Source organism: Kiloniellales bacterium, from assembly GCA_030066685.1.
GTDB lineage: Bacteria > Pseudomonadota > Alphaproteobacteria > Kiloniellales > JAKSBE01 > JAKSBE01.
Genome location: JASJBF010000042.1, coordinates 1 through 26,268, shown reverse-complemented (window position 1 = coordinate 26,268; position 26,268 = coordinate 1). Strand labels below are relative to the sequence as shown.

Genomic DNA, 26,268 nt, shown 5'->3' with positions numbered 1-26,268 from the left:
CGCCGGTCTCCTTTCCTGTCGTGTCGGCTCCGCTTCAGACTCCGCCGGCTTCGGCCAGAGGCCCGATCCAGCCGTTCAGCAGCAGGAAGCCGGGGATCCAGCCCGTGTAGACGCCCTGCAGGGAGCAGAGCGTGCCGGTGAAGCGGGTCAGGTTCTCCTTCTGCAGCGCCAGCAGCGCCCAGAACAGCAGCCAGAGCACCGCCCAGGAGCCCCAGCAGATCGCGAACCACCAGTCCCAGAGTGAGACCGCGTCGCCCAGGGCGATCAGGAAGATCGGCACCACGGTGACCCCGACGAAGAAGCAGAACCAGCCCAGCCCGCGGCCGTCGGCGCCGTTCCAGCGGTTCCAGGCCACCCAAAGGTAGGTGAAGGTGAACAGCAGGGTATAGGCCGCAGCCTGTATGGAGCCCGCGTCGGCGCCGGGCCCGAAGGCCAGGTAGAGCGCGGCGATCAGGGTGATGAAGCCGACAAAGACATTGATAACGGTGATCTCCCGGTCGCCGATTCGCCCCAGGACCCAAAGGCCGTTACAGAACAGAACGGCGCCGACGTAAAGCAGTACCATCCCCAACAACATCGTCGTTTCCTCCCACGCGTCTGCGACTGACCCGAAATACCGTCAGCGCTGTCGGCCGCGCACAGGGACTTCCACGCGACTGGCCGAAGCACCTGTGCTTTCAGGAACATCGAAAGGGATATCGCGTGCGCGATATCCCTTCCCCTCGATCAGCTTCCCGTAAACTGGTGCTCTGGGCTGGTCTTGGCGACGTGGGACTTAGGCACCTGCACCGTCGGACCGTCCGCGGTCGGTCGGATATCGAACTCGAAGATCTCCGTGGGGACTGCAACCGTGCAGCAGGCATTCGGAATGTCGACGATGCCGCTGATCCGGCCTTCGACCGGCGCGGTACCAAGTATCATGTAAGCTTGCTCGCCGTCATAGCCGAACTTCTTCATGTACTCGACCGCATTCAGACATGCCCGACGATAGGCCACATGGGCGTCGAGGTAGTACTGCTCGCCGGTGTGCTCGTCGACCGAGATCCCTTCGAAGACTAGATACTCGGAGAACTGGGGCTCGACTCGGCTCGGCATGAAGATCGGATTCGTGACAGCGTACTTCTCCACGCCGCCCTTGATCAGGTCGACCCCGATATCGATCCATCCAGCCATCTCGATGGCACCGCAGAAGGTGATTTCGCCATCGCCCTGCGACCAGTGGATGTCGCCCATCGACAGCCCGCCGCCGTTGACGTAGACCGGGAAGTAGATGCGAGAGCCGCGCGACAGGTTCTTGATGTCACAGTTGCCGCCGTGCTCGCGCGGCGGGACAGTGCGCCATGCCTCTGCGGCGGCGGAGTCCGCTTTGGCGCCTGACATTTGGCCCATCAGCGCCGTATCCGCATAGGGCGGAGCCAAAAGCGGTGGTACCCGATGTGGGTCCGTCCCCAGGAGGTCGGCTTCCCGACTGTTCGCGGTCTCGAGCAGATTGCGATCGGGAAGGCATCCGATCAGCCCCGGATGGATGATGCCGGGCCATCTGACGCCGGGAATGTGGCGGGATGAGGTATAGATACCATGGAAGTCCCAGCAGGCCTTTCTCGCTTCAGGGTAGTGCTCGGTAAGAAAGCCACCACCGTTCTCCTTGGAGAAAATTCCGGTGAAACCCCATGCCGAGTCGGGCAGATAGCCGATGTCGAGCAGATCCACGACAAGAAGGTCGCCGGGCTCGGCGCCGTCAACGGCAAAGGGGCCGCTCAGGTAGTGGACCTTGGTCAGGTCGACGTCGCGCACGTCGTTGGCGTTGTCGTCGTTCTTGATCTGCCCGCCGGTCCAGTCGTAGCACTCGACCCGAAACTCGTCGCCGGGCTTGAACGACTCGACCATTGGAATATCCGGATGCCAGCGGTTGTGGGTCTTGATCTCGTCCTCTTCGGGCCACTTGTTGAAATCCACGGTGAAAGCTGTCTTTGCCACGTCTCTTGCCTCCCTAGAGTCTGTTGTTCGCGCCGCGGCGGATCAGGCGCGATCGGCACAGATTTGCCCTGCGGCTTTCGGCCGACGCCCTCTTGGCTCTGCGGACACGTGGCCGAGGCTGGGAGTCTAGGCCCCGGGGGCCGGCCCCGGCATCGCTCCGCAGCGGGACGCCCCGGCGGTTTACCCTGCCGCCGCGGTGCGAGCCCCGGGGGCCGAGCGATCCTCCCCAAGGGTGAGGCCGATCCCCCCGCTTTTCACCGCTAGAGCGCCACGCCTTAATTGGGAATCGTTGAGGGATTTCCTTTTGGGGCGAAGTGTGATTCACCCTAGTTGGAGGTGGATCATGGGCAAGAGCTATTCCTTGGACCTGCGGGAGCGGGTTTACGGCTTGATAGCGGCCGGTCATTCGCGGCGCGCGGCGGCGCGTCATTTCGATGTGAGCCCCAGCTTTGCGGTGAAGCTGGCTGGGCGGGTCGAGGCGACGGGCTCGGCACGTCCGGCGCGGCAGGGCCGGCCGCTGGGCAGCGGCAAACTGGCGCCCTATCGGGACTTCCTGATGTCTTGCGTGGCGGCGCGGCCGGACGTCACCATGCCGGAGCTCGCGGCCGCCTTGCAGGCCGAGCATGGCGTGATCGTTCACCCGGGCTCGCTCTCGCGCTTTCTGCGCCGGCAGGGCCTGACATATAAAAAAATCGCTGCTGGCCGAGGAGAGCGAACGCACCGAGGTCAGGCGTAAACGCCGTCTCTGGAGGGCTCATCGCCAGCCTCGCATGCGGCTCGAGCCCCATCGCTTGGTCTTCCTTGACGAGACCTCGACCACCACCAAAATGACCCGCCGGCGCGGCCGCGCACGCCGTGGCCAGCGCCTGCGGGCGACGGCGCCCTTCGGCCACTGGCGCACCCAGACCTTCATTGCTGGCCTCAGATGCGATGGCCTGACAGCCCCCTGGCTGCTCGACGGCCCGATCCACAAGGCCGCCTTCGAGTGCTACATCCAGACCCAGCTCGCCCCAACCCTCAAGCCGGGCGATGTCGTCATCCTCGACAACCTCTCCAGCCACAAGAGCCCCAAGGCCAGCCAGTGCCTCAAAGACAAAGGCGCCTGGTTCCTCTTCCTGCCGCCCTACTCGCCAGATCTCAACCCCATCGAGATGGCCTTCGCAAAGCTCAAAGCTCACCTCAGAAAGGCCGAAGCCAGAACCATCGAAGCCCTCTGGCGGACCCTCGGCGATATCTGCTGCCTCTTCCCAGACCAGGAATGCTGGAACTTCTTCAACGCTGCAGGATATGCATACGATTAAAAGCGCGACGCTCTAGGGGTGAGGCGGCCTCGGCCTCAGGCCGAGCCCAGCTTGGCGAGCAGGCGGATCAGGTCGGCCTGGCGGTGGGCGCCGACCTTGGCGTAGATGTGGCGCATGTGGGTGCGCGCGGTGTTGCGGGTGACGCCAAGGGTTGCGGCCGCCTCGAAGAGCCCGCTGCCCGCGGCGAGCAGGCCGATCAGACGGGCCTCGGCCTCGGTCAGGTCGTAGGCCTTGGCGAAGGTCTCGACCGACTCCAGCTGGTCGCCCTCGGGGTCCTTGGTCAGGATCGCGACCAGCGTTTCGGGGTGCGCGCCGCGGCCGATCTGACTTTGCAGGATCGGCAGCAGCGACAGCAGGAGCGGCGGCCGGCCCGAGGGGCGGGAAACGACGAAGTGCTCGCCCGGGGTCTGGCTCGCCGTCGGACGCGCGGCCGCGACCTTGGCGATCGCGGCACGCAGCTGGGCCGAGAGCCGCCCGGAGCCGGCGGAAAGGCCGCCGGCGCGCCGCATCAGGCCGTCGCGGCGTTCGAGCAGCCGCGCCGCGGCGCCGTTAACGAAGTGCAGCGCGCCGCCCGGGTTGACCAGCATGCAGGCCACCGGGACGTGGTCCAGGACCTCGAGAAGGGCCTCGCGGTCGCTCCGCTCCCGCTGGATGTCGCGGCGCAGGTCAAAGGCCTGCTGGAAGTGCGGCAGCAGTCTCCGGAGCCGCGCCTTGTCCGCCTCGGCGAAGGCGGGCTGCTGCGGCGCGCGCAGGATGGCGAGGAAGCGGATGTCCATGCCGTTGCGCTGGATCACCCCGCAGAGACGATGCTTCAGGCCCAGGGGATGCAGGTACTCCCGATAGAACTCCGATCGGGTGAGCTCGGCCTCGGGCAGGATCTCGGTGCCCAGGATCACCGACTGCGGCCGGTAGGGCAGGTCGGAATGCAGCCAGGGGTTCCGGCTGCACATCCGCTTGCTGTAGGTCTCCAGGACCGTGTCGTCGAAGTGATCGCACTGGAAGCGGATCGCGCCGCTGCGGCTGCCGAAGTTGTGGTCGGTGAGCATGGAGCCGCGGGCCTCGAAGACCTGGCAGAGCTCCTCCAGGACCCCGGGCCAGAGCCCGCTGCCGGTGAGGGTGCCGTAGATCGACCGGACCAGGCGGTCGGAGGCCTCGCTGTAGGGGTCAACGCGCACGATGCCCTCCCCGGCGTCGTCGGCACGTCGGATCCCCGAGCTCGCTTCTCCCCTCGTCGCCGGCCTCGCCCCCCGCATCCTGCGGCAGGGGTTCTCTTCGTGACGGCGGGCTGCCTCGACCCGGGGCCACTGCGGGCCGCACCGAAACCCTCGGGTCGGCTCGGCTTCGGCCTGGAGTCGGCAGCGTCCGGTCTTGCGGGCGACCTGTCGTTCTTGCCCCGAGACTACCACAAGGCGCGCGCCGGGTCAGCCGCCCGCGGGTTCAGGCGTCGTCGTCGCCGGGGCCGCCCTTGTCCCGCTTCGCCAGCACCTCGGCCCGGGCCTCCTCGATCTCGCGCTCGCGCAGGTAGTCGTCGGTGGTCCGCGGCTGCGGCCGCTCGGCGCCCTTGAAGGGCGCGTCCGGGGCGTCGAACTGGACCACGACCCGGCAGTCCTCGCACATCATGATCCGCTCGACCTGGTCGCCCTCGAGGAACATCGAGTGCTGGCCGGCCAGACGCTCGACGATGCGCTCGATCGAGCGGGCGACGCCGAAGGGCTTGCCGCAGCGGATGCAGTTGAAGGGCTCGGCCTCGTTGAGGGTCACCGCGCCCTGGGCCGCGCCGGTGAAGTTGATCTGCGGCTTCAGCGCAATCACGCTCTCCGGACAGGTGTTGCGGCAGAGCCCGCACTGGACGCAGGCCGACTCGTTGAAGCCCAGCCAGGGCCGCTCGGGGTCGTCCAGCAGCGCGCCGGTCGGGCAGGCCCCGACGCAGGCCAGGCAAAGCGTGCAGCCCTCGGTGTCGACCTCGATCGACCCGAAGGGCGCGCCCTCGGGCAGCGGCAGGATCTCGACCGGCGTCGGCGCCTCGTCGTGGAGCTGGCGCAGGGCCAGCAGGCTGCGGCTCCGCTTGCCGCCCAGGGGCAGGAAGCTCCCCGCCGGCATCTCCGAACGGGTCTCCAGGCCGTGGAGCCGGGCCTCGACCGCCTCGGGGTCCGGCGCGTCGATCAGGTGGATCCGCCCGCCGCCGTAGCCGAGGCCGGCGAGCACCGTCTCCGCCAGGCCGACCTGCTGGGCCAGGCCGGTCAGCTCGCCCGCCTTGTCCGGGCCGACCAGGAGCACGACCTGCTCGGCGCCGTAGGCCAGGGCCGCCGCCAGGGCGTCGAAGCCGAGCTGGGTCACCTCGTTGACCGCGAAGGGCAGGACCCGGGCCGGCAGGCCGCGGCCGAAGCGCGCCATCAGCGAGATCAGCTCCTCGCCGTGGCGGCCGTCGTGGACCAGCAGCGCGGGGTTCCCGCCGCTGGCCGCCCGGTAGGCAGACAGCAGGGTCTTGAGGCGCTGGAACAGGCTCTCGACCGGCGGCAGCTGGTAGGTCGCCGCCCCGGTCGGACAGACGCTGGCGCAGGCGCCGCAGCCGGCGCAGACGAAGGGGTCGATGGCGACCGCGTCGCCGTCGGGCGCGATCGCGCCAAGGGGGCAGAGGTCGAGGCAGCGGGTGCAGCCGGTCTTGCGGCTGCGGCCGTGGGCGCAGATCGCGGCGTCGTAGTCGATGTAGCGGGGCTTCTCGAACTCGCCGACCAGCTCGGCGATCTCGAAAAGCGCCTTCTGCACCGCCGCCGGGTTGCCCGGATCCGGCCGCAGGTAGCCGTCGCGCCGCCCGTGGGACTGGAACAGCGGAGTCCCGCCGGTCAGGTCGAGGATCAGGTCGCACTCCGAGAAGGCGTTGTCGCGCGGCGCCTCGAAGGCCAGGTAGCGGCGCGAGGCGGCCTTGGCCGGGGCGTAGCCGTTGACGGTGATCCCGAACTTGCCCAGGTGACCCTTGGCCTGGGCGATGCTGCCGCGGAACACCGGCACGTCCATGATCCGCGGCGCGGCGACCTCCTCCGGCTCGCTCAGCAGGACCGTGACCTCCAGACGGCCGGCCAGCTGCTTGGCCGCCTCGATGGCCTGCTCGTCGCGGCCGTAGACCAGGCAGACTCCGCCCGACTCGAAGGACACGCCAGGCGTCGGGGCGACCTCGAGCGCGGCCTCGGCCAGGAGCGCGGCGATCTTGGGCCCCGCGGCCTCAGCCTCCTCGGACCAGCCGGCGCGCTCCCGGATGTTGGTGAAGGCGAGCTCGGCCTGGGGGTTGTCCTCGGCGGCGACCTCGGCGAAGAGCGGCGCCTCCTGGGTGCAGGCGACCAGGACCGGGTCCTCGCCCAGGATCGCCTGCTGGAAGTTGCCGAGCTGGGCCCGGCAGAGCTGGGTCTGCAGCTCCGGCGCGCCCTCGGCCCCGGCGGCCGCGCAGGCCTTGGCCAGCCCGGCGCCCTCCAGCGGCATGGTCGCCTCGCAGTCGCAGACCAGGACGGTCTTGCCCTTGATCTTCATCGGAACAGCTTTCTCCCCGCGCCGCCTTTTCTTCTTGCCCCCGGGCTTCGGGCCCGGTGGAGGGCGGCATTTTAGGGAGGGAGACCTGCGGAAACGACCCCAAATTTGCAAGGGACGGCGGTCTCGAACGCGACCGCCGCGCCGTACGCGGCGCGGTCCGAGACCGGGCTAACCGTGGTCCTCCGGCGGGAAGGCGGAGACCTGGTCCTTGTCCGCGCAGTAGCCGCGGATCTGCGGCAGGGCTTGCCCGACCCAGAGCCGCTCGGACTGGCCGCAGCGCTGCCCCTCGAGGCAGCGCGAAAGGTAGGCTTCGAAGACCTCGAGGCAGCGGCAGTCCCAAAGCCGATAGAGCGCCAAGCCGTAGTCGTAGAGCTTGGCGCTGTCCCGCGGGTCGGCGTCCCGGGCGAAGGCCAGGTCCTCCCGGGCGCGCTCCGGATCCTCCAGGTCGTAGAGGAAGAGGCGGCCGCGCGCCGAGCGCACGCTCTGGTCCAGGTCGCCGTAGACCATGGCCCGCTCGAGGTTGGCCAGGGCGTCTTCGGTCCGGCCGGCTTGGCGCAGGGCATAGGCCTGTTGCACCAGGACGCCGGGGTCCATCGGGTCGAGCGCCAGAGCCTGGTCCCAGCCTTTCAGCGCGTCCTCCAGGCGGCCCAGCTTGCGCAGGGCCTTGGCGCGGTGGTGGTGGCTGTTGGCGACCTGGGGCCGCAGCTCGAGCGCGCGATCGAAGCTGGCGAGCGCGGCGTCGTAGCGCTTCAAGCGGTAGAGACTCCGGCCCAGAAGATAGTGGAATTGCCAGAAATCCCCGGCCTCGACGGCCTCGCGATAGTGCGCGAGGGCGGCCTCGTGGTCGCCGTTCCAGGTCGCGCGGTCGCCCCGCGCGGCGTGGTAGTAGCCCAGCAGCGGACGGAGCTGCGGCCGCTCCTCGACCTGGAGTTCGAGCAGCTGGATCTCCAGCCAGATCTCGAAGAGGGCGACGGCAGCCGAGCCGCGATTCCAGCGCGGCCGCAGGCTGTAGTAGTAGGCGAAGCGTATCTCGATCGAATCGGGGTTGGCCGCGATGCCCTGGCGAAAGACCCGGTGGAGGTCGCTTTCCCGCTTCCGCGCCATGTGGATGCCGATCAGATGATCGTAGGCCGGCGCCAGGCGGGGGTTCCGGGCGATCGCGGCCGCCAGGTCGGCCTCGGCCTGCGCGAAGCGGGCGCGCATCCGCGCCAAGCTTTCGTCCCGCGTTCGGGCGGCGGTCCGCGCGCCCCGGAGATGCCAGCCGACCGAGCTGTGGAAGACGCCACGGGCGAGGCGTGCCGCGCCGGACTCAGGGTGCGCCGCGACCCAGGCGTCCAGGTGCGGCTCCAGCTCGGGTGCACTGTTCCCGAAGGCACTGAAGGCTACGTCGAGCGGCACGTCGCTGGTACTGCCGGCCTCGTAGGCCGACAGCAGCGCGCCAAGTTGGGCCTCGAGCGCCGCGAAGTCGCGCTGCCTCAGCGTCTCGATCAGGACCCGCTTGTCGGGTGTCGCCGTCGCCGGGGCGCCGAAGCCCGGCAGGATAAGCAGCAGCGCCATCAGCGGCGCGACCGAAGACGGTCTCCACCTAGGCATCCTGGGGCCCCGGACCGCCCATCAGCCAGAAAGCCTGCCAGAAAATCGGGCCATACTGCAGCTCGCCGATCTTCAGGACCCGATTGCCATCGGCGCTTCGAACCTCGACGCCGGCGGCCGTCTCTTCGAACTCGGCGGCGGCCAAGTCGTCCCAGGACAGAAAGGTGGCCGCGCCGGTCTGCGAACGCGAGGTCACGCCGTGGCGCGTCACCTCGACGGTGCTGCTGTATTTTTGCCGCGCAAGCCAATAGGCATGGAGCGCCTGGTAGGCGCCCAGGAGGAGCAGGCTGCTGTACAGGATCCGGGTTGCAAGGCTCTCGACCTCGAAGACGAAGAGCAAGGCGACCATTGCGACCAGCAGCGAGACGCCGATCAGGGTGGCGTATCCCCGGCTTCTCAGCTTGCTTTCGTCGGGCGCCAGCGCCCTGAAGATGAGCGTGGTGGAGCGGACCGCGGCCCGCAGGGCCTCGGCGAACCCGTGCCTGCCGAAAGGAACCTGCCGGCCGACCCAGGCCACGCCGGACAGGAAGGCTTCCAGCTCCTTGCCGGCGGCAATATTGGCATCGAAGGCCGTGATCTGCCGGCCCTCCCGGGTCGAAAGAACGACCTTGCCGCTCAAGCTGCGTCGGACATCGGCGATCTGGTCCCAGGAGACTCGGCTCGGGTCTTGGTTCCAACGCCTGATCTCCACGCCCCCGGGGTCCAGGGTCAGAACCCAACCCCCGCGCAGTGCGAAGGCAAAGGAAATGACGGCCATGACCAGGAAGAACGCGATCACGGCGTAGTTGAGAAGCGGTCGGCAAAGCGTGCCGCTGGCAAAGTCGACACAGTCGGGGATCAGAGATACGAGCGCGCACCCGAGCGAGAGAGTCCCGCCGATCACGAGGACCCAGCGGACCACCCGGGGATAACCGAACTGAAGCGGGGTCCGTTCCAGATCTTCGAGCAAGCCCGGCGACGTCAGGTCCATCCGGCGGTTCCGGCCCTGGGGGTCAGTCGGTCCGCGGTTCCCATTGCCCGCAGCCGTCGTCCGAGGCCGCCGGGGGCCAGCGGGTGACGTACTTCGGCTCGTTGCCGTCGGCGTCAAGCTGCACCGAATAGGGCTGCGGGGCGTAGCGGCGGCAGGAGCCCAGCTCAACCTTGCGGCCGATCATCTCGGGATCGTCGCGGTCGACCTCGATCTCCTTGTTTTCCCAGTAGTGGCAGCTGCGGCAGGTCTTCATGTCGTCGTCCCCGGTCCCGTGGCGTCGCTCCGGGAAAGGGGCTCCCCGGGCTGCGGCATCCTGCCAGGAAAGCGTTAAGCAAGCGTCAGGAGCGGCCGTCCGGGCCGCCGTCAGCCGGCCCTGGCGGACCTCGGGATGACCAGGATGACCAGGACCAGGATCGGCAGCAGGAAGCAGCCGATGCCCCAGACGATGAAGTTCCTTTTCTTGACGAAGGCAAAGGCCGCACCCGCCAGTCCAGCCACGACCCACCAGATAAAGATGCCTTGCCCCAAACCCATGAAGGTCTGGAGCAATCCGCCGTCGGCGCTTTCCATGGTTCTTGAACCCGAAGTTGAACAATCCGGGTTCAGCTTCGATCGGAGGGGGTAAAGACCGGACTAACCCCGGGCAAAGCCCGGGACTGTCGTCTTCACGGCTAGCGCACTTCCCGATCAGACGCGTTCGCGTCTGGCCGGGAGTCGTGCGCTATCACTCTGAAGATAGGGCATTACATCCGGCCAGATGGACCGCGAAGCGAGTCCATCTGATCGGATAATGCCCTAGTGTGGTGGTTCCTAATTTCGTCATATCCAGGACGGCCTTGCGGGGTTCTCGGCGAGGCGCGCGGGTCGCGGTGATGCTGGCGCATCACAAGAGCCGCGCAACGCTTTCTGCCCAGAGGACGGCAAAAGCGATCCTAGATATGACGAACTTAGGAACCACCACACTAGCGGTCGAATTTCCGGGACAGCAGCGCCTGCAGGCGGTCGCCCGCGGTCTGGTAGAACAACGGGTCGCCGGGATGGCTGATCTGGTCGTTCAGCTCCCGCCATTCCTCCTGGCTCAGGATCTCGACCGCGCTGGGGAAGAACTCCCGGTCCTCCTTGGCGATGTGCTGGCGGTACTGGGCGACGAAGGCCAGGGCGATCTCGTTGAAGGCCGGTGGCCGCGCCCCGGTCGCCAGGCCCTGCTCGACCAGGTCGGCGAACTCGCGGCTGGCGATGGCCAGCTCCTCGTGCTCGGCCTCGAGGTCGTCGATCGCCGGCGTCGCCCGCGGGTCGTGGCGGCAGATCGCCCGGTAGATCAGGTCCTCCTTGGGGTGGTGGAACTGGTCCGGATAGGTCCGGCAGTAGGCCATGACCTCGTGCAGCAAGCCGTAGTCCGGCTCATCCGGCCGTCTCACCTCGCGCTCGATCAGATCGAGCAGGTCGCGCATGCTGGCGTGTTCTTCCTTCAGCGCCTCGATCATCTCCGACATGGCAAAGTGCCTCCTGAAGGCCTTTCCTTTCCGACAGGATGGACCCTTGGGCGGGGCGGCGGCATTGACTTATCGCAAGGCGCGGGCGCTCGCAGGGCGCGGGCGGCCGGCGGTGCCCGACATCCGCTGCGGGATCGAGGTCAGCGGCTGAGAACGTCGTCCCGGGTGCTGGCGGCGATGGACATGACCTCGTCGGTCAGGTCCGGGGCCACGCCCAGCTCTTCCAGGGTCGCCTGCAGGTGCCCGGCGACCGCGTCGAAGTGGCTGTCGGTCAGGCCGCGCTCGACCAGCGGCGCGTGGGCCCGGCGCAGGTCCTGGCCGCTGTAGCGCGCGGGCCCGCCGAAGACCATGGTCAGGAAGGCCTTCTGCTTGGCCTGCTGGATCGCCATGTTGGTGCCCTCGAAGAAATGGCTGATCTGAGGGTCCGCCAAAATTTTCTGGTAGAACAGCTCTACCGCCGCCTCGACAGCGGGCGCACCGCCGAGACGGTCAAAGAGTGAGTCCGACATCGTCACTCCCTCCTGGGATGACCGGGCCATTGCGGCCCGGTTGGTCGACATGGCGACACTCTGCCACAGCCCGCACGAAGGGCCTTGTGAGAATTGCCCGTCGAATCTGTTGCGCGGGCTCGATCTAGCTGTCGATCTCCAGGACCGCCGCGCCGGTCAAGCGGCCGTCGCGCAGGCGGGCGAGGGCCTCGTTGGCCTCGGCGAGGGGGAAGCGCTGGACCGTGGTCCGGACCGGCACCTTCGGGGCCAGGGCGAGGAAGTCCTCGCCGTCCCGGCGGGTCAGGTTGGCGACCGAGACCACCTTCCGCTCGCGCCACAAGAGCTCGTAGGGGAAGCTCGGGATGTCGCTCATGTGGATGCCGGCGCAGACCACCGTGCCGCCGGGCCGGACCGCTTTCAGGGCCGCCGGCACCAGGGCGCCGACCGGGGCGTATAGGATCGCGGCGTCAAGCTCATCGGGCGCGGCCTCGCCGGAGTCGCCGGCCCAGACCGCGCCCAGCTCCCGGGCGAAGGCCTTGGCGGCCGCGTCGCCGGGCCGCACGAAGGCATAGACCTCGCGGCCCTGGTGGCGGGCGACCTGGGCGACGATGTGGGCGGCCGCGCCGAAGCCGTAGAGCCCCAGGCGCCGGGCCTCGCCGGCCATGACCAGGGAGCGGTAGCCGATCAGGCCGGCGCAGAGCAGGGGCGCCGCCTCGGCGTCGCCGTAGTCGCCGTGGATCGGGAAGCAGTAGCGCGCATCGGCCAGGAGGTAGCCGCCGTAGCCGCCGTTCAGGGTGTAGCCGGTGAAGCGGGCCTCGGGGCAGAGGTTCTCCCGGCCGCCCCGGCAGTAGTCGCAGGCCCCGCAGGTCCAGCCGAGCCAGGGGACGCCGACCCGCTGGCCGGCCTCGAAGCGCTCGACCCCGCGGCCCAGCGCCGCGATGCGGCCGACCACCTCGTGCCCCGGGACCAGCGGCAGGGCCGGCTCGGTGAGCTCGCCGTCGACCACGTGGAGGTCGGTGCGGCAGACCCCGCAAGCCGCGACCTCGACCAGCACCTCGCCCGGCCCCGGGTCCGCCAGGGTCAGCTCCCGGCGGACCAAGGGCGTCCTGGCACTTTCCAGGACCATGGCCGTCATCCGCCGGGTCATGCGCCGCTCCCTAGGTTCGGGTTCGGAACAACCCTAGCCCGGCAGCGGCCAGACCCGGGATGATGCACGTCAATCCAGGTCGTGGTCCTGGAGCCACATGATCGTGGCTGCGGCGCTGAGCAGCAGGGTGGCCGGGACCGAGACCAGGAGGAAGTCGGTCTCGACCCGCTCGAAGCCCTCGAAGATCATGTAGTGGACGCCGAAGAACAGGGCCAGCCCGCAGCCCGCGACCATCAGGCTGGGTAACACCAGCAGCCCAGCGATCGCCGAAAGCCTGAAACCGGAGACCCGGACCCGGTCGTCCGCCGGCCGTTCCCGGTGCTGCAGCTGCACCCAGTTGGCGAGGACCGCGAGGCTGGTGATGCCGATGCAAAGCCCGAAGACCGCGACCGCCGCCATCAGGCTGCCCAGGTCCCGGGCCAGGCTCTCGGCCAGATAGCTCGCGACGAAAATCTGGCTGGTCCAGAAAAAGATGTGGCCCGTCATCGAGGGCAGCGGCGCCGACGCTGCCTTTGACCCTGGAGTGGACAATCCTGCCCTGTTCTCAATCATGAATACCTTCCCTTTTTTGACCAGGGGTTCCCGACATAGTAGTGGCCTTGAGTTTTTAATACAACCGTGTGCAAGACTTCACTCGTTAACTACGAAGGCGCAAACAACAAAGTATTGCCGCTTCTGAGAATTGACGAAGCCGGCCGAGTCGTGCGCAACTCCGGGGCGCGGCGAGGCATATCTTCCGCTCCGGAGGTGGCGATGGGCGAAGCCGAGGTCTCTTCACGCCGCCGCCGCGGCGGCCGGGCCGCGCGGCGGGAGCTGCGCGCGGCCCCGATACCCGAGGCCGCCCGGCCGGTCCGGCCGGGCCTGCCCGGTGGCCGCTACCATCCCCTGACCGAGGCCGAGGTGCAGCGCATCCACGGCGCCGCCCTCGACGTGCTGGAGCAGATCGGCTTCGCCGACGCGATTCCCAGCTGCGTCGAGCTGATGACCGCGGCCGGGGCGCGGCTGACCGACGAGGGCCGTCTGGTGATCCCGCGCGCCCTGGTCGAGGACACCCTGGCCAAGGCGGCGCGCAACATCGTGCTGCACGCCGCCGACCCGGCGCTCGACATGGAGCTCAGCGGCACCCGGGTCCACTTCGGCACGGCGGGCGCGGCGGTCCACGTCGTCGATCCTGAGACCGGCGCCTATCGCGAATCGACCCTCCGGGATCTCTACGACACGGCCCGCCTGGCCGACGCGCTGGAGCACGTCCACTTCTTCCAGCGCCCGGTGGTCGCCCGCGACATGGTCGCGCCGCGCGACCTCGACCTCAACACCTGCTACGCCTGCGTCGCGGGGACGCGAAAGCACGTCGGCACCAGCTTCGTCGAGCCGGCCCACGTCGAGGAGGCCCTGGCCCTGCTGCACGCCCTCGCCGGCGGCGAGGCGGCCTGGCGCGCCCGGCCCTTCGTCTCCATGTCCTGCTGCTTCGTGGTGCCGCCCATGACCTTCGCCGAGGACGCCTGCCGCTGCCTGGAGGCGGCGGTGCGCGGCGGCATGCCGGTGCTGCTGCTGGCCGCCGGGCAGGCCGGCGCGACCTCGCCGGCGGCCCTGGCCGGGGCGGTGGTCCAGGAGGTCGCCGAGGTCCTCGGCGGCCTGGTCTACGTCAACGCCATCCGCCCGGGCGCGCCGGCGATCTTCGGGCCCTGGCCCTTCGTCTCGGACCTGCGGACCGGGGCCATGAGCGGCGGCAGCGGCGAGCAGGCCCTGCTCTCCGCGGCCTGCGCCCAGATGGGCCAGTTCTACGACCTGCCGACCGGGGTCCCCGCGGGCATGACCGATTCCAAGCTGCCGGACGCCCAGTCGGGCTACGAGAAGGGCTACACCGAGGCCCTGCTCGGGCTCTCCGGGGCCAACCTGATCTACGAGGCCGCCGGCATGCACGCCAGCCTGCTCGGCTTCTGCTTCGAGAGCCTGGTAATCGACAACGACATGATCGGCTCGATCCTGCGCACCATCCGGGGCATAGAGGTGACCGCCGACAGCCTCTCGGTCGAGACCATGCGCCAGGTCTGCACCCAGGGCCCGGGCCACTTCCTCGGCCACGAGCAGACCCTGGGACTGATGCAGGCCGAGTACGTCTACCCGGAGGTCGGCGACCGCAGCAGCCCCAAGGAGTGGGCCGAGGCGGGCTCCAGCGACGTGGTCGAGCGGGCGCGGGCCAAGACCCGGGAGATCCTGGCCCGCCACTATCCCGGGCATATCGACGCCGCGGCCGACGCCAGGCTGCGCGAGGCCTTCGACATCAAGCTGCCGCGGGAGGCCATGACGGCAAAGTGAAGGCGGCCCGACCGCCCACCGGGGCCGGGCCGCGGTGCCGGGGCGGGGGTCTTCAGGAGGAATCGGCGGTGGTGTAGTCCTCGAGGAAGGACCGGATCGCCTCGGCGGTCTCCTCGAACATCAGGACGTTGTGTTCCTCGCTGTCGAGCACCACCTTGCGGTTGGCCTGGGCGCAGTGGTAGCCGCGCATCCAGGGGTCGCGCTTGGACCAGACCGCCAGGGTGTTCGGCATGTCGCCGATCCCGAACCAGCAGGGCGCGCTCATGACGATTCGGCCGCGGAAGCCCGTGCCGCTGTAGGCGCCGGCGTAGTAGCCGCCCTCGCTGCCGCCGGCCAGGAAGACGTTGTCCTGGTCGACCCAGGGCAGCTGCGTCAGCTGCGTGCGGGCGTGGCGGATCTCGCCGAAGCGCGCGGCCGCGGTCCAGCGGTTCTGGGCGCCGCACTGCTCGGGCCGGTAGTCGCGGGCGAAGCTGTCCGGGGCGATCACGACGTAGCCCCGCTCGGCCAGCTCGCGGAAGGCGCTGGGGCCGCTGTTCCAGTAGAGGCCGTCGCAGCCGTGCAGGTAGATCAGGACCGGCCGCTCGTCCTCGGCCTCGAGCTTGCCGAGCGCCCAGCGCATGCCGCGGTTGTTCATGCGGCCCGCGACCACGCCGAGGGTCTCGTCCTTGATCAGGACCATGGCGTTGTCCCAGGTCCGCTGCAGCTCGTAATCCTCGACCGCCGAGACCCCGGTGCAGGCCGAAAGGGCGAGGAGGGTGCAGGCCGAGGCGGCCCGCGACGGCCCGCGCGCCGTCAGAAAACGTGAAAAGGAGGAGAGGCCAACCCGCTTCGATCTTCTCATTGTTTTGCAGTTCTCCGAGCGCCGAGGACGAAGGAAAACTGCCGCCATGGAGATCGATCCCCGTTCCGTCCCTGCCCCGTGCACCGAGGGATCGTCCACCGACAGACTAGACCTTGTGTTGTGATTCATTCGCAAAGAATCTCTCCCGGTTGGCGAAGTTCCGGCTGCGCCGTTGCGCCGGCGCAACAGCCGCGCGCTTCGCAACTTGCTCTGTCTGGCCTGTTCGGTCGTGAGGCCGCGGGCGCCCCCGAGTCGGGGCGTCGGTGAAGTGCCTGCGTCGGGGGCGATGCTGCGGCGGCGCTCCGCTCGAAGCCGCCCGCAACGGCGTCTGCGGGCTTGAGCCGGGGAGATCTTCCTGCCGTCCCGGCTGTCGAGGCGCCGCGGGAAGGGCCCCGCGATGGTTGTGGCTCAAGACTGCCCAGGTAACGTTAACGGGCTGTAAACGGCCGGCGGGGAGGCGGCCGGAAGCGGGGATAACTTCGCTTAAGCAATTGTTTTCGAGAAAGAAATTTTTGGCCGCGCGCAGTCGTCGGCCTTGGCCCGCCCGGCGGCCTCGCCCGACCGACAATCATATCCCGAAAGGCTTAGGCCGGGCCGTCCTGGCCTTTGCAACCTTCACGGAACCCGGCGGCGCCGCGGCGCGAAGCTGCACTATGGTTCCGCCCGGCCGTCGGGGGCTGCACTATAGTTCCTGTTCGCGGCCCGGCGCGGGTCAGCGCCGGGCTTCCTTGACGATCCAGTCGCGGAAGGCGGCCGCCGCCCGGACCTTGAAGGTCGCGGGCTTGCCGACGAGGTAGTAGGCGAAGGCCTTCGGCCAGAGCGTCTTGGCCGCGGTCGCCAGGCGGCCGGCCTCGATCTCGGGCCGGGCCAGGTCGGCCTCGACCAGGGCCAGGCCGGAGCCCTTGGCGGCCGCCGCCAGCAGGTCCCGGTTGCGGGCGAAGCTGGGGCCGCTGCCGGCCAGGCGCAGGGTCTCCGGGTTGCTGATCCCGTTGGCCCGCAGCCACATCGGCCAGTAGGGGCAGCCCTCGGCCTGGAGCAGGTGATAGGCGATGCTGTCGGCGGGCTCGTCGATCGAGGGCCCGACGCTCAGCAGGTCGGGGCTGCCGACGATCAGCATCTCCGGCGCGAAGAGCCGGACGCTCTCCAGCCCGGGGTAGTCGCCGAAGCCGTGGCGGATCGCCAGGTCGACCCGCTCGCTGTCGAAGTCGATCAGCCGGAAGTCGGCGTCGACCCGCAGCGCGACCTCGGGATGGGCCTGGGCGAAGGCCGCGAGCCGCGGCGTCAGCCAGCCCTTGGCGAAGGTGCGCAGCGCCGAGACGATCAGGCGCTGCTGGCCGGCCGCCTCGCGCTGGCGCAGCTCGGCCTTGTCCGCGGCGGTGAAGCCGGCATCCAGGTGGTCGAAAAGCAGCCGCGCCTTGGGGGTCATGGTCAGGTCCGCGCCGCGGCGCTCGAAGAGCGGGTAGCCCAGGTGCAGCTCCAGGGCCTTGAGCCGGCGGTTGACGTCGGACGCGGAGAGGCTCATGCCCTCGGCGGCCGCCGCTTCGCCGCCACGGCGCGCGACCTCGACGAAGGTCCGGAGCAGGGTCGGATCGAGCTTGCCCATGGTTCTCTGCTGTCCCGAGGAGGCCGTAATCTACCCTCGAAGGGCTAACAAAGGCTAGCAGGATCGCCTAAATTTTTATTTAAATTCAATCCATTGAAGCTCGGCCCGGGGCCGCGACGCGGGCGCAGGGCGGCCACCCCCGGGCGCCGTGGTAACGGCATCCGGATGTCGCAGGCGCCGCTTTCCGGCAGGCTCGAGCGCCCGCGCTATGGACGGCCTAGAAGTGGCCGCCGCGGCGGAAGCCCTGCTTCTCGAAGTACTGCTGGTGGTAGTCCTCGGCCAGGTGGAAGGTCTGGGCGGCGACGATCTCGGTGACGACCGGGGCGTTGAAGCGCTCCTCCGCCGCCAGCTTCGCCTTGCTCGCGCGGGCCGCGGCCTCCTGCTGGTCGTCGTGGACGAAGATCGCCGAGCGATACTGCGACCCGAAGTCGGGCCCCTGACGGTTCAGCTGGGTCGGGTCGTGGATGTTCCAGAAGACGTCCAGCAGCTGGTCGTAGCTCACCCGCGCCGGGTCGTACTCGATCTGCACGGCCTCGGCGTGGCCGGTGGTGTCGCTGCAGACCTCCTTGTAGCTGGGCGACGCGGTGTGTCCGCCCGTGTATCCGACCGCGGTCGAGGTCACGCCATCGATCCGCCGATAGGCCGCTTCCACGCCCCAGAAGCATCCTGCCGCAAAGGTCGCGACTGCCATGTTTCAAACCTCCCTTTGGCTTGGCTCTAGGATCATGTGGGTCGGCCCGGCGCCCGCGTCCAGTCGCTTGTGCCGCGCGCGTCAAGGGCGGGTCCGCGACATCGCGCGGGTCGCTCTTCGGAGAGACGGCTCCCGCCGGGGGCGCTGTGATGGCGGGAGGCGGGACAGCCGGGGAGGCGGCCATGACCGAAGGACTGCGGAATCCGAGCGCGCCGGCGGCGGAGGCCGGCGACGCGCTGGCCGACCTGGCCGCCGTCGACCGGCCGATCGAGGACGCGCGCGGCCTGCCCAACTGGCTCTACACCTCCGAGGCGGCCTGGCGCCTGGAGCGCGAGCGGCTCTTCGCCGCGACCTGGGCCTGCATCGGCTTCGGCAAGGACGTGCCGGCGCCGGGCGACGTCCGTCCGCTCGACCTCATGGGCCTGCCGCTGATCCTGCTGCGCGACCAGGCCGGCGAGATCCGGGTCTTCCACAACGTTTGCAGCCACCGCGGCCTGGAGCTGGTCGCCGAAGCTTGCCGGGTCAAGCATCACCTGCGCTGCCCCTACCACTCCTGGACCTACGGCCTCGACGGCCGCCTGGTGAAGACGCCGATGATCGGCGGGCCGGGGCGCAACGACTGCCCGGGCTTCGAGCGCGCCCGCCACGGCCTCAAGCCGGTGCGCAGCGCGGTCTGGTTCGACGTCGTCTTCGCCGACCTCTCGGGCACGGCGCCGGACTTCGCCGAACACATCGCACCCCTGGCGGCGCGCTGGTCGGCCTTCGAGGGCCTGCCGCTGCGCCACGGCGGCTTGGACTCCTCGATCTTCTTCGAGCTCGCCTGCAACTGGAAGCTGGCGGTCGAGAACTACTGCGAGGCCTATCACCTGCCCTGGGTGCACCCGGGGCTGAACAGCTATTCGCGGATCGAGGACCACTACGACATCGCCGAACCCGGCTTCGCCGGCCAGGGCAGCACCGCCTATCGGCAGCGCCTCGGCGACGGCCGCCTGGCCTTCCCGGCGGCCCCGGACCTGCCGCCGGCATGGCAGGAGGGGGCGGAGTACGTCGCGCTCTTCCCCAACGTCCTGCTGGGCCTGCACCGCGACCACTTCTACGCCGTGCGCATCGACCCGGCGGCGCCGGACCGCTGCCGCGAGCACTTCGAGATCTACTACTTCGGCGACGCGCCGGCCGGGCCTGCCTACGCCGGCCTGCGCGCCGAGAACCACCGCGGCTGGCGCGAGGTCTTCGCCGAGGACCAGGAGGTCGTCGAGCGCATGCAGCGCGGCCGCGCCTCGCCGGCCTATGCGGGCGGCGTCTTCTCCCCGGCCATGGACGGTCCCACCCACTGCTTCCACCGCTGGGTCGCCCGGCGGCTGATGGCGGCGGCGCCGTCGGCGCTCGCGGCCGAGTAGGGAAGGCGGGCCGGTAAGGTGTTTAGTGTCGGTGCCGCTGCGCTCGGACAAGGCCAGCCCGGGCGCGCAGCCGCGATGATGACTACGAGCGGTAAACCTATCTTCGCCGGCTCAATACCAGATGTCACTTGGAACCAATCCAGATACGTGCGCAGCGATAGTTGTTGCAACTATGGCGTACTACGCTAAGACTACCTGCCATGCGCATTCGGTTAGTGGAGATAGAGAACTTTCGCGGTATAGACTCTATGACCTGGCCCGTGCGGGACGGTATGAACTGCCTGGTCGGGCCAGGAGATTCCACCAAGACAACAATCCTTGATGCCATAGAGCTGGCCCTTAATCCCCGCAGTTACCTTTTTGCGGACGATTCAGATTTCTATCATCTCAATGTTGAAAATCGAATCTGCATAACTGTTACAATTGGCGACCTGCCTGCTGACTTTCTCACCGAAACCAAGTATGGCCTACATTTGCGTGGCTGGAACGCCGCCGAAAAAGCCCTTGATGATGAACCGGGCGACGGTCTTGAAAGCGTGCTGTCAATCAGGGTTGTTATCGACAAGTCCCTGGAAGCCAGATGGGGATTATACAACAAGCGAATCGCACAAAGTGCATCCGACCCGCCCGTAATCCGCTACAAGGATATGAGGCAGCTTGCCACTTCGCGGCTGGGGCCGTTTGCCGAGCGGCATCTAAGCTGGGGCCGCCAGTCCGTATTGAGCCAGATCGAGGAATCCGGCGAGAACGTGAATCTGCGGCTAGCCGAAGCCAGCCGCGCGGCCCGGCAGGCGTTCAAGTCCCCGGACCAGGACGTGTTCACCGATACCGCCGCAAAGGTTCAAGAGCTGGGAAAAGCCTTCTCCGTGCCGGTCGCGGACAAGTACCGGGCCGAGCTTGATATCCAGAGTGTCAGCATCAACACGGGCGGCATTGCCCTTCATGATGGCGAGCTGCCGTTGCGCCGCCTCGGCACAGGATCATCCCGTTTGCTGGTTTCGGCCCTTCAACACGAGGCTGCCAGCGGTTCCCACATCGCGCTCATTGACGAAGTTGAGCACGGCCTTGAGCCGCACCGTATTGCCCGTTTGCTTAAGTTCTTGAAGTCCGCACGCGAAACAGAAGGCAAAGCGCGGAAGCCACAGATTTTCACGACCACCCATTCCCCTGTCGTAGTTTGTGAGCTATCAGCGTCTGATATCCAGGTGGTGCAGGCGCGTGCGGGAAAAACCACCGTAAAATCAGTTGCCGCCGCCATTCCCGACGCCGATACTGCTCAACGGCATCTTCGCACTTCACCTGAAGCCTTTCTGGCAAGGCGGATACTGGTGGGGGAGGGTAAGACTGAAGCCGGTCTTGTGCGCGGCCTTGATGCATTCTGGACCGACAGCAAAATGCCGTCCTTTGCGTTCCAGGGTGTCGTTCCGATCAATGGCGGTGGTAAGGACAGCGGGCCGCAGATTGCTGAAAGCCTTCTTGATCTTGGCTATTGCGTGGCGCTTCTGCTCGACTCAGACGAAGAGCCGAACCCCGACATCCTGGCACGTGTGAAGGCGAAGGGTGGCGTCGTTATCCAGTGGGACGGTAACTGTTCCACTGAAGAGCGCATCTTTCGGGATGTGCCCTGGCAAACAGTGATTGACCTCATTCGATACGCCACGTCGGTCAGCGCCGAGCAAAGTGTGCTCCACACGATCAACATCATTCTTGGTAGGCAAGGGCTACAAGAACTCGACGACCTTGCTTTGCCTCAGTCGCTCGATGACGTTCAGCACCGAACCGCGTTCGGCAAAGCTGCAAAGACGAAAGACAAGAGCTGGTTCAAGCGGATTGATCACGGCGAGGAAGTCGCCGCAATCATCGCTCCGGTACTGCCTGCAATCGCGCAGACGCCGCTTGTCGCGTGTATCAGTGAAGTCCGGCAATGGGTTGATGAGTAGCGGTGATGACGACCAGATCGCCGAGACCGCCGCCACAGTCCGTCGCGGCACCATCATTGCAGCCGCAGGCTGTGGCAAGACCGAGCAGATAGCCCGTGCCACCGGCATTCCCGGTGGCCGCCGCCTTATACTGACCCATACCCATGCCGGAGTCGACGCCCTGCGGGCACGCCTTAAGAAACACGGCATTCCCGATGACAGGTTCCGCATTGATACTATCGCTTCATTGTCGCTGCGCTTTGCCGCCTCATTTCCCCGGCGCTCGGGACTTACAACCCTGCAACCGAATGACAAGGAGTGGAACACCGTCTACGAATGCGCCGCCCGGCTCATTGAAAGCGGTGCGGTATCAGATGTTTTTGGCGCGTCCTATGACCGTGTGCTGGTAGACGAATACCAGGATTGCACCAGGCCGCAGCATCAAATCATACGCTCTGTGGCAGGCCACCTGCCCACCTGCATATTCGGCGACCCGTTGCAGGCCATCTTTGATTTCAAGGGGCAGACGCCTGTCGATTGGGACAAAGACGTATTCCCGGTCTTTCCCCATGCAGGCCAGCTCACGAATCCCTGGCGGTGGAAGGCGCAGGGGAACGACGCACTTGCCGAATGGCTGCAAACAAGCCGGGTGCGGCTGGAAAACGGTCAGCCCGTGGATTTGTCAAATAGCCCCAGCTGTGTGAGCTGGAGATACCTTCCGGCAGATGAAAAAACCCAGCAGGAAAGGATACAGCGCTTTAAAGCCGGACTTAGTGCTTGCAAGTCGGTACAGGTATCTGACAACGAGAAGCTGGTTATCATTGGAGATGAGGCCAATCCCACCAGCAGGTCAAAACTGGCCCAGCAGCTTTCCAAGTTTGGTTTTTCGACCATAGAGCCGGTCGGATGCCCGGACCTTTTTGCTATCGCGAAGCGGATCGCGAAGACCCAAGGTTACAAGCGATTTGAAGCCGTCACAGAAGGTGCCGCAGATTGCATGACGGGAATAAACAAGGCCGGTCTTCGGAAGGCCGTACAGTCTCATGTGAAAGGCGGCGGCCTTGGCGCGAAGCCGTTTGCTGATCTGCTTCCCTCTTGCCTGCAAATCGTCCGGTCAGAGTCATACAAGCCGGTTCTCGCCCTGCTTGAAGCGCTACGCCGGAGGCCCGATACGCGGCTATATCGCCGGGAAATGTTTTTTGCCTTGTGCGCCGCCGTGCGGCTCATGGCAACGGATCAAAGCGATACTCTGGCAGATGCCGTGTGGCAAATTCAGAATCGCATTCGCCATTCGGGCCGCAGGCTGGGCAGGAAGAGCATCGGCAGCACATTACTTGTGAAGGGTCTTGAGTTCGATCACGCCGTCATCATTGATGCGAACCGGCTTTGCCGGAAAAACCTCTATGTTGCTCTTACCCGCCCGGTTAAATCACTGACCATCCTTTCCAGTTCGCAGCAGATCATACCCGCATCATAGCTGGCGAACCGGACCACCTTTTGCCAAATTACTTGGTCCCCAGCATCGTCGCTGCGACAAACCTCTTCGGAGTTTCCCCTCGCACATCCATCACAGATGCTGCCTATGCTCCCAGCGCAATATCATTGACGCCCAGCTCGCCAAGCCATGCGGCCCAGCCTCGCAGAAAGCGCGAGAAATCTTCCTCCATGATGCCCAGCACCATGTACGGGTTGGGGTTCCTGTCCTCCGAGATGAAGGCCAGCATCCTGGCCTGGTTGGCAGGACGGTAGTATCCCTCTTCGTCCAGGTAGATCACGCCTGCGTGCGCTAGCGCATGACGAAGCCCATCGAACACAGTACTTGTAGGAAGCGCTTCCGCCGCTTCCCCGTACCCGGCATCACGCAATCCGCGATCATTGGGCGTGATTGCAAAGGGGTGATCCGGTCTGTCGGCAAGAGGAAGATAGTACCAGGTGTCATTGGCCCGGAATGGTGCTTCTCCAAATGGTGCCTGCATAACAGGCGCTATATCGCGCCTGAGGCGGTTTACGTCGCGCATGACAAGACGATTGTTTCCAATCAGTACCTGGTGGGGGATTGTCAGCAGCGGCATCGCCATGCTCAGCAGGAACGTGGTGCGAAGGTGGCCGCCGTCCATCTCCGGGAGGCCGTGCTCCAGTTCCTCGATAAGCCTTGCGCAACGCGCAGGCAATTGCCAACTGAAATCCTGCGGTATCATTGGCCCTAATTCTCGCTATTATCTTTTTGATCTTATTGCGCCATCTTTTGGCGAATCTTCTCGACGACAAGAGTTTTATTTTGATTCGCCTTTCGTGACACGATGCCGGTCTACGAAGTGCTCCTGTTTCTTGTATTGAACGCTCTTGATGGTGAAGACCCTGATGCTCTTAACATCCAGCCGCAAACTGGGGTTGTAGTAATTTGGGTAGTCCTCCTCATTTACATTCCCGCTCCAATCAGATGCGCCTATGAACTCGAATGGATCGAAGCCCGAGCGGCGCTTCGAATTATCCAGTTTTGCAGGCGGGGTTTCCTCGATTATCACAATGCTGTCATCGTCCTCATCACCTCGGTACCCGTACCGAATCTTAGTGCCTTTCGGAAGATCATACTCGACCACTTTGCTGGCGTGGTTAAAAAGAACGATGTTACGGCCCTCTCCAGCCGTTTGAGAGGAGCGGAATATGATGCCGTCAAGTGGCGGCTCGACGCAGGACGCCAGGTATTCCGATACAGCTTGAGTCGGGAGGTACTCAAATTCTTCGTCCCGTGGCATGACAGGCTGGCTGATTTCGTGGACAAGGCTTCCTAGGAAGGCTGCACGTCCCAAGTGCAAGCCATAGGCAGGGTCGAAGTAGCTGCCCTTCACATACACGCTGGTCAGCACATCGAAGTCCAGTAGCCGAACCGGGCGAATAAATTCAAACCGGGCTATCGCCACAAGGCTTCCGACCGGGGCGCGGAGTTCGGCAATACACGTCTCTTCATCCATAGCACCGTAAAAGACAGATATACCGGACGCGTTCATTCGTCCTGCCGTGGCATTGCGTGATGGCGGGGGGCCGAGCCCCTTTACCGGGTCCTTCTGCATTTCCAGCATTTCCGGCCCCGATAGCGCTTTTCTCCCGCGGTAGATATAGCGGTCCTTATCATCCGGGCCTATCTGGCAAATGGCGGGCTTTCGATCGAAGGTCTGTAGCGTCTCCATGCCGCCGAAGATTTCATCTAAAGCATTGCGCGCATGATTGCTAAAGAATCGTGACCGGGCGCGAATCTCGCCGCGAAAGAAGTCCCATGTTTCCCGGAAATTATATTCATCCGGCTTCTTCTCTTCGTAGCGTGCGTCACTCCCGTAAGGGTCATCCAGATCGACGTCGAAGGGTTCGTAATACTTGCCCGAAAGGTATTCCTGGATATCGTTGGCTGGCTCATCATCAAGCCCGGCCATACTCGCTATGAGCTGATCCACGTCCTCGCCCTTGCGCTCCCAGCCAAACTCTTTGGCCCATGTATATTCAAGCCCTTCCGGCTCGCTTGGCGTCAGGTCGAAGTGTGCGTTCAGTGCATCATGAACTTTTTCGGCAAGCCGATGCAGCCGGACGCTCTTGCGCCTCTTCTTGCAGTATGAGCAAGTTCGTCTCTTCCCTTCCTCACGCACACGCTCTTTCAGAAAGCTGTCGTCTGTGCATTTATAGCAGATCATGGGGTCTTCTGCGTCCGCCATAGCCGTCAATTCCCTAAATTAGTACTTTGGAGAAGCGAATTGGGACTACCAGAGCTTATTTTCAACTGTCCTTAGATTTGCCTGACCTGTACTGCTGCCTCTGACCACATTCGCGTGGTCAGTCCAAGCTCAACTCCGCTAGGCGGATTTCTGATCCGCCAAGCTGCACAGGATACCGCGACCTCCACGAGCTGAATTGCCACATGGTGACCATCGTCAACCACCTTGGCGCTAATCCTATAAGGTGGCGAGCTGTCCAGAGTCGATGTCCTGGAGTGCACCTAAGCCCCAATTTGGCTAGACCTTGCCGTCTCGGTCGCGTCCGTTACATGTCCGCTTAGCCTTGAACTTCGGACCTTCTGGTTGCGATGTCCGGCTTCTTGGTCTCGAGGTCTGCTCTGCCCGCGATAGCCGCGGCGGATGGGTGAGGACCGCCAGGACCGAACTCTGACCCGAAGCGGTCCATCGGCAAGTCGGTCGGCCACCATCGAACAGCCCGCCAAGCTCTCCTTCGCCGCTGTCCCGAAGAGGAACGCGGAGGGCGAAAACGGGTTTCCCGCGCGGGCCGGCGGCGATCGGAGGGGCGTGGCGTGGGTCTCGGGGAGGGACGCGGGCGGGGCGGCTGGTGATTTTGCCGATCCTGGCGTAGCCTGTATCGGCCGGGTTGGGTGATTGTCGTTGACTCGTTTTCAATCCTGGACCGGAGGTAACGCCATGTCTTCCTCTCGTCTTCTCCAATCGCTGGTGCTGGCCGTGCTCGCGACGGCCTTCGCCGGGGTCGGTCACAGAGCCGTCGCGGCCCCGCAGATCCTCGCCCTCGTCGCCTCGAAGGGCGAGGCCACGCCGATGACCTGCGCGGACGGCAAATGTCGGGCGGAGCTCACCAGCTTCTGCCTGCAGCAGTCGCGGCCCATTCCGGCGGCCGGCGCCGTCTACCACGCGATCGACCCAAGCGATCTGACCTTGATCGTCGAGCGCGCGGACGGGACGACGCGTCATCTGCCCGCCGGCGACCTGCTGACGCTGAGGGCGGCGCGCACCGTCACCAGCGTCTACGCGACCCTGGATGCGGCCCGGGTCGCCCGGCTGGATGCCGTCAGAGTGTCGGTCCTGGTCGGCGATCGGGTGTCGCTGCTGCCCGCGCCGGAGCCGGGCGACCTTCGGCCGCAAACGGAGGCGGACGTGGCGTCGGCGACAACCACCCTGCGCCGACTGGGCGCCCGACTGGTCGACGACGGCGGCCCGCAGGTCGAGGCGGTGCGGGCGACCAACTTGCTCATCAACTCGCTCCCGGCCCCCGGCC

Annotated in this window: 23 protein-coding genes; 6 read left to right on the top strand and 17 right to left on the bottom strand. The window is 66.3% G+C overall.

From position 1 onward, the window contains the following. Nucleotides 1-34: 34 nt before the first annotated feature. Both QNJ30_23120 and QNJ30_23115 read right to left on the bottom strand, forming a co-directional pair. On the bottom strand, nucleotides 35-577 hold the full coding sequence (locus QNJ30_23120) for an AmiS/UreI family transporter (GenBank protein MDJ0946354.1): 543 nt from the start codon (nucleotides 575-577) through the stop codon (nucleotides 35-37). 149 nt (nucleotides 578-726) lie between these two features. Beyond that, nucleotides 727-1,977, bottom strand: a complete 1,251-nt coding sequence (locus QNJ30_23115) for an acetamidase/formamidase family protein (GenBank protein ID MDJ0946353.1) — start codon at nucleotides 1,975-1,977, stop codon at nucleotides 727-729. Nucleotides 1,978-2,320: 343 nt separating this feature from the next. Here QNJ30_23115 and QNJ30_23110 point away from each other — a divergent pair. Next, a protein-coding gene (locus QNJ30_23110) for an IS630 family transposase (protein MDJ0946352.1) occupies nucleotides 2,321-3,278 on the top strand; the annotation gives its coding sequence in 2 pieces (ribosomal slippage) (nucleotides 2,321-2,662 and nucleotides 2,664-3,278; 957 coding nt in all). 35 nt (nucleotides 3,279-3,313) lie between these two features. Here the strand turns inward: QNJ30_23110 and QNJ30_23105 are convergent. From QNJ30_23105 to QNJ30_23060, 10 genes are all read right to left on the bottom strand, one after another. Continuing rightward, a complete protein-coding gene (locus tag QNJ30_23105; protein MDJ0946351.1) occupies nucleotides 3,314-4,453 on the bottom strand; it encodes a helix-turn-helix transcriptional regulator in 1,140 nt (379 codons plus the stop codon). 262 nt (nucleotides 4,454-4,715) lie between these two features. Beyond that, complete coding sequence (locus QNJ30_23100; protein ID MDJ0946350.1) at nucleotides 4,716-6,800, bottom strand: 4Fe-4S binding protein; 2,085 nt, start codon at nucleotides 6,798-6,800, stop codon at nucleotides 4,716-4,718. 168 nt (nucleotides 6,801-6,968) lie between these two features. After that, complete coding sequence (locus tag QNJ30_23095; GenBank protein ID MDJ0946349.1) at nucleotides 6,969-8,357, bottom strand: tetratricopeptide repeat protein; 1,389 nt, start codon at nucleotides 8,355-8,357, stop codon at nucleotides 6,969-6,971. 28 nt (nucleotides 8,358-8,385) lie between these two features. After that, nucleotides 8,386-9,363, bottom strand: a complete 978-nt coding sequence (locus tag QNJ30_23090) for a hypothetical protein (protein MDJ0946348.1) — start codon at nucleotides 9,361-9,363, stop codon at nucleotides 8,386-8,388. 22 nt (nucleotides 9,364-9,385) lie between these two features. Beyond that, complete coding sequence (locus tag QNJ30_23085) at nucleotides 9,386-9,616, bottom strand: hypothetical protein (GenBank protein MDJ0946347.1); 231 nt, start codon at nucleotides 9,614-9,616, stop codon at nucleotides 9,386-9,388. Between the two features lie 110 nt (nucleotides 9,617-9,726). Further along, the gene (locus tag QNJ30_23080; GenBank protein MDJ0946346.1) at nucleotides 9,727-9,933 is read right to left on the bottom strand and encodes a hypothetical protein; all 207 of its coding nucleotides are present in this window, start codon (nucleotides 9,931-9,933) and stop codon (nucleotides 9,727-9,729) included. Between the two features lie 392 nt (nucleotides 9,934-10,325). After that, entirely contained in the window at nucleotides 10,326-10,856 is a 531-nt protein-coding gene (locus tag QNJ30_23075; GenBank protein ID MDJ0946345.1) for a hemerythrin domain-containing protein, read from the bottom strand. Nucleotides 10,857-10,996: 140 nt separating this feature from the next. Beyond that, nucleotides 10,997-11,365 (bottom strand): group 1 truncated hemoglobin, encoded by a 369-nt coding sequence (locus QNJ30_23070; protein MDJ0946344.1) that lies wholly within the window; start codon nucleotides 11,363-11,365, stop codon nucleotides 10,997-10,999. A gap of 124 nt (nucleotides 11,366-11,489) precedes the next feature. After that, entirely contained in the window at nucleotides 11,490-12,479 is a 990-nt protein-coding gene (locus tag QNJ30_23065; GenBank protein ID MDJ0946343.1) for a zinc-dependent alcohol dehydrogenase family protein, read from the bottom strand. Between the two features lie 81 nt (nucleotides 12,480-12,560). After that, nucleotides 12,561-12,977, bottom strand: coding sequence for a hypothetical protein (locus QNJ30_23060; protein MDJ0946342.1), 417 nt, complete (start codon nucleotides 12,975-12,977; stop codon nucleotides 12,561-12,563). Nucleotides 12,978-13,244: 267 nt separating this feature from the next. Between QNJ30_23060 and QNJ30_23055 the strand changes: the two genes are divergently transcribed. Continuing rightward, on the top strand, nucleotides 13,245-14,810 hold the full coding sequence (locus tag QNJ30_23055; GenBank protein MDJ0946341.1) for a trimethylamine methyltransferase family protein: 1,566 nt from the start codon (nucleotides 13,245-13,247) through the stop codon (nucleotides 14,808-14,810). Nucleotides 14,811-14,862: 52 nt separating this feature from the next. On the opposite strand, the gene QNJ30_23050 is transcribed toward QNJ30_23055, so the two are convergent. The 3 genes from QNJ30_23050 to msrA all read right to left on the bottom strand — a co-directional run bounded on the left by QNJ30_23050 (nucleotide 14,863) and on the right by msrA (nucleotide 17,945). Next, a complete protein-coding gene (locus QNJ30_23050; GenBank protein MDJ0946340.1) occupies nucleotides 14,863-15,651 on the bottom strand; it encodes a hypothetical protein in 789 nt (262 codons plus the stop codon). 712 nt (nucleotides 15,652-16,363) lie between these two features. After that, nucleotides 16,364-17,254: a LysR substrate-binding domain-containing protein gene (locus tag QNJ30_23045; GenBank protein MDJ0946339.1), complete on the bottom strand. Its 891-nt coding sequence runs from the start codon at nucleotides 17,252-17,254 to the stop codon at nucleotides 16,364-16,366. A 217-nt stretch (nucleotides 17,255-17,471) separates the two neighbouring features. Then, complete coding sequence (msrA, locus tag QNJ30_23040; GenBank protein ID MDJ0946338.1) at nucleotides 17,472-17,945, bottom strand: peptide-methionine (S)-S-oxide reductase MsrA; 474 nt, start codon at nucleotides 17,943-17,945, stop codon at nucleotides 17,472-17,474. Nucleotides 17,946-18,127: 182 nt separating this feature from the next. On the opposite strand from msrA, the gene QNJ30_23035 reads away from it, so the two are divergent. From QNJ30_23035 to QNJ30_23025, 3 genes are all read left to right on the top strand, one after another. Continuing rightward, a complete protein-coding gene (locus tag QNJ30_23035; GenBank protein ID MDJ0946337.1) occupies nucleotides 18,128-19,342 on the top strand; it encodes an aromatic ring-hydroxylating dioxygenase subunit alpha in 1,215 nt (404 codons plus the stop codon). 200 nt (nucleotides 19,343-19,542) lie between these two features. Beyond that, nucleotides 19,543-21,282 (top strand): ATP-binding protein, encoded by a 1,740-nt coding sequence (locus tag QNJ30_23030; GenBank protein ID MDJ0946336.1) that lies wholly within the window; start codon nucleotides 19,543-19,545, stop codon nucleotides 21,280-21,282. Further along, nucleotides 21,275-22,738 carry a UvrD-helicase domain-containing protein gene (locus QNJ30_23025; protein ID MDJ0946335.1) on the top strand — a complete coding sequence of 488 codons (1,464 nt, stop codon included), beginning with the start codon at nucleotides 21,275-21,277 and terminating at the stop codon, nucleotides 22,736-22,738. The genes QNJ30_23030 and QNJ30_23025 overlap by 8 nt, the downstream gene beginning before the upstream one ends. A 103-nt stretch (nucleotides 22,739-22,841) precedes the next feature. Here QNJ30_23025 and QNJ30_23020 read toward each other — a convergent pair whose 3' ends face one another. Both QNJ30_23020 and QNJ30_23015 read right to left on the bottom strand, forming a co-directional pair. Next, nucleotides 22,842-23,459 (bottom strand): hypothetical protein, encoded by a 618-nt coding sequence (locus QNJ30_23020; protein ID MDJ0946334.1) that lies wholly within the window; start codon nucleotides 23,457-23,459, stop codon nucleotides 22,842-22,844. 75 nt (nucleotides 23,460-23,534) lie between these two features. After that, nucleotides 23,535-24,965, bottom strand: a complete 1,431-nt coding sequence (locus tag QNJ30_23015; GenBank protein ID MDJ0946333.1) for an RES domain-containing protein — start codon at nucleotides 24,963-24,965, stop codon at nucleotides 23,535-23,537. A gap of 714 nt (nucleotides 24,966-25,679) precedes the next feature. On the opposite strand from QNJ30_23015, the gene QNJ30_23010 reads away from it, so the two are divergent. After that, a partial coding sequence (locus QNJ30_23010) for a hypothetical protein (GenBank protein MDJ0946332.1) occupies nucleotides 25,680-26,268 on the top strand: 589 nt, incomplete at its 3' end.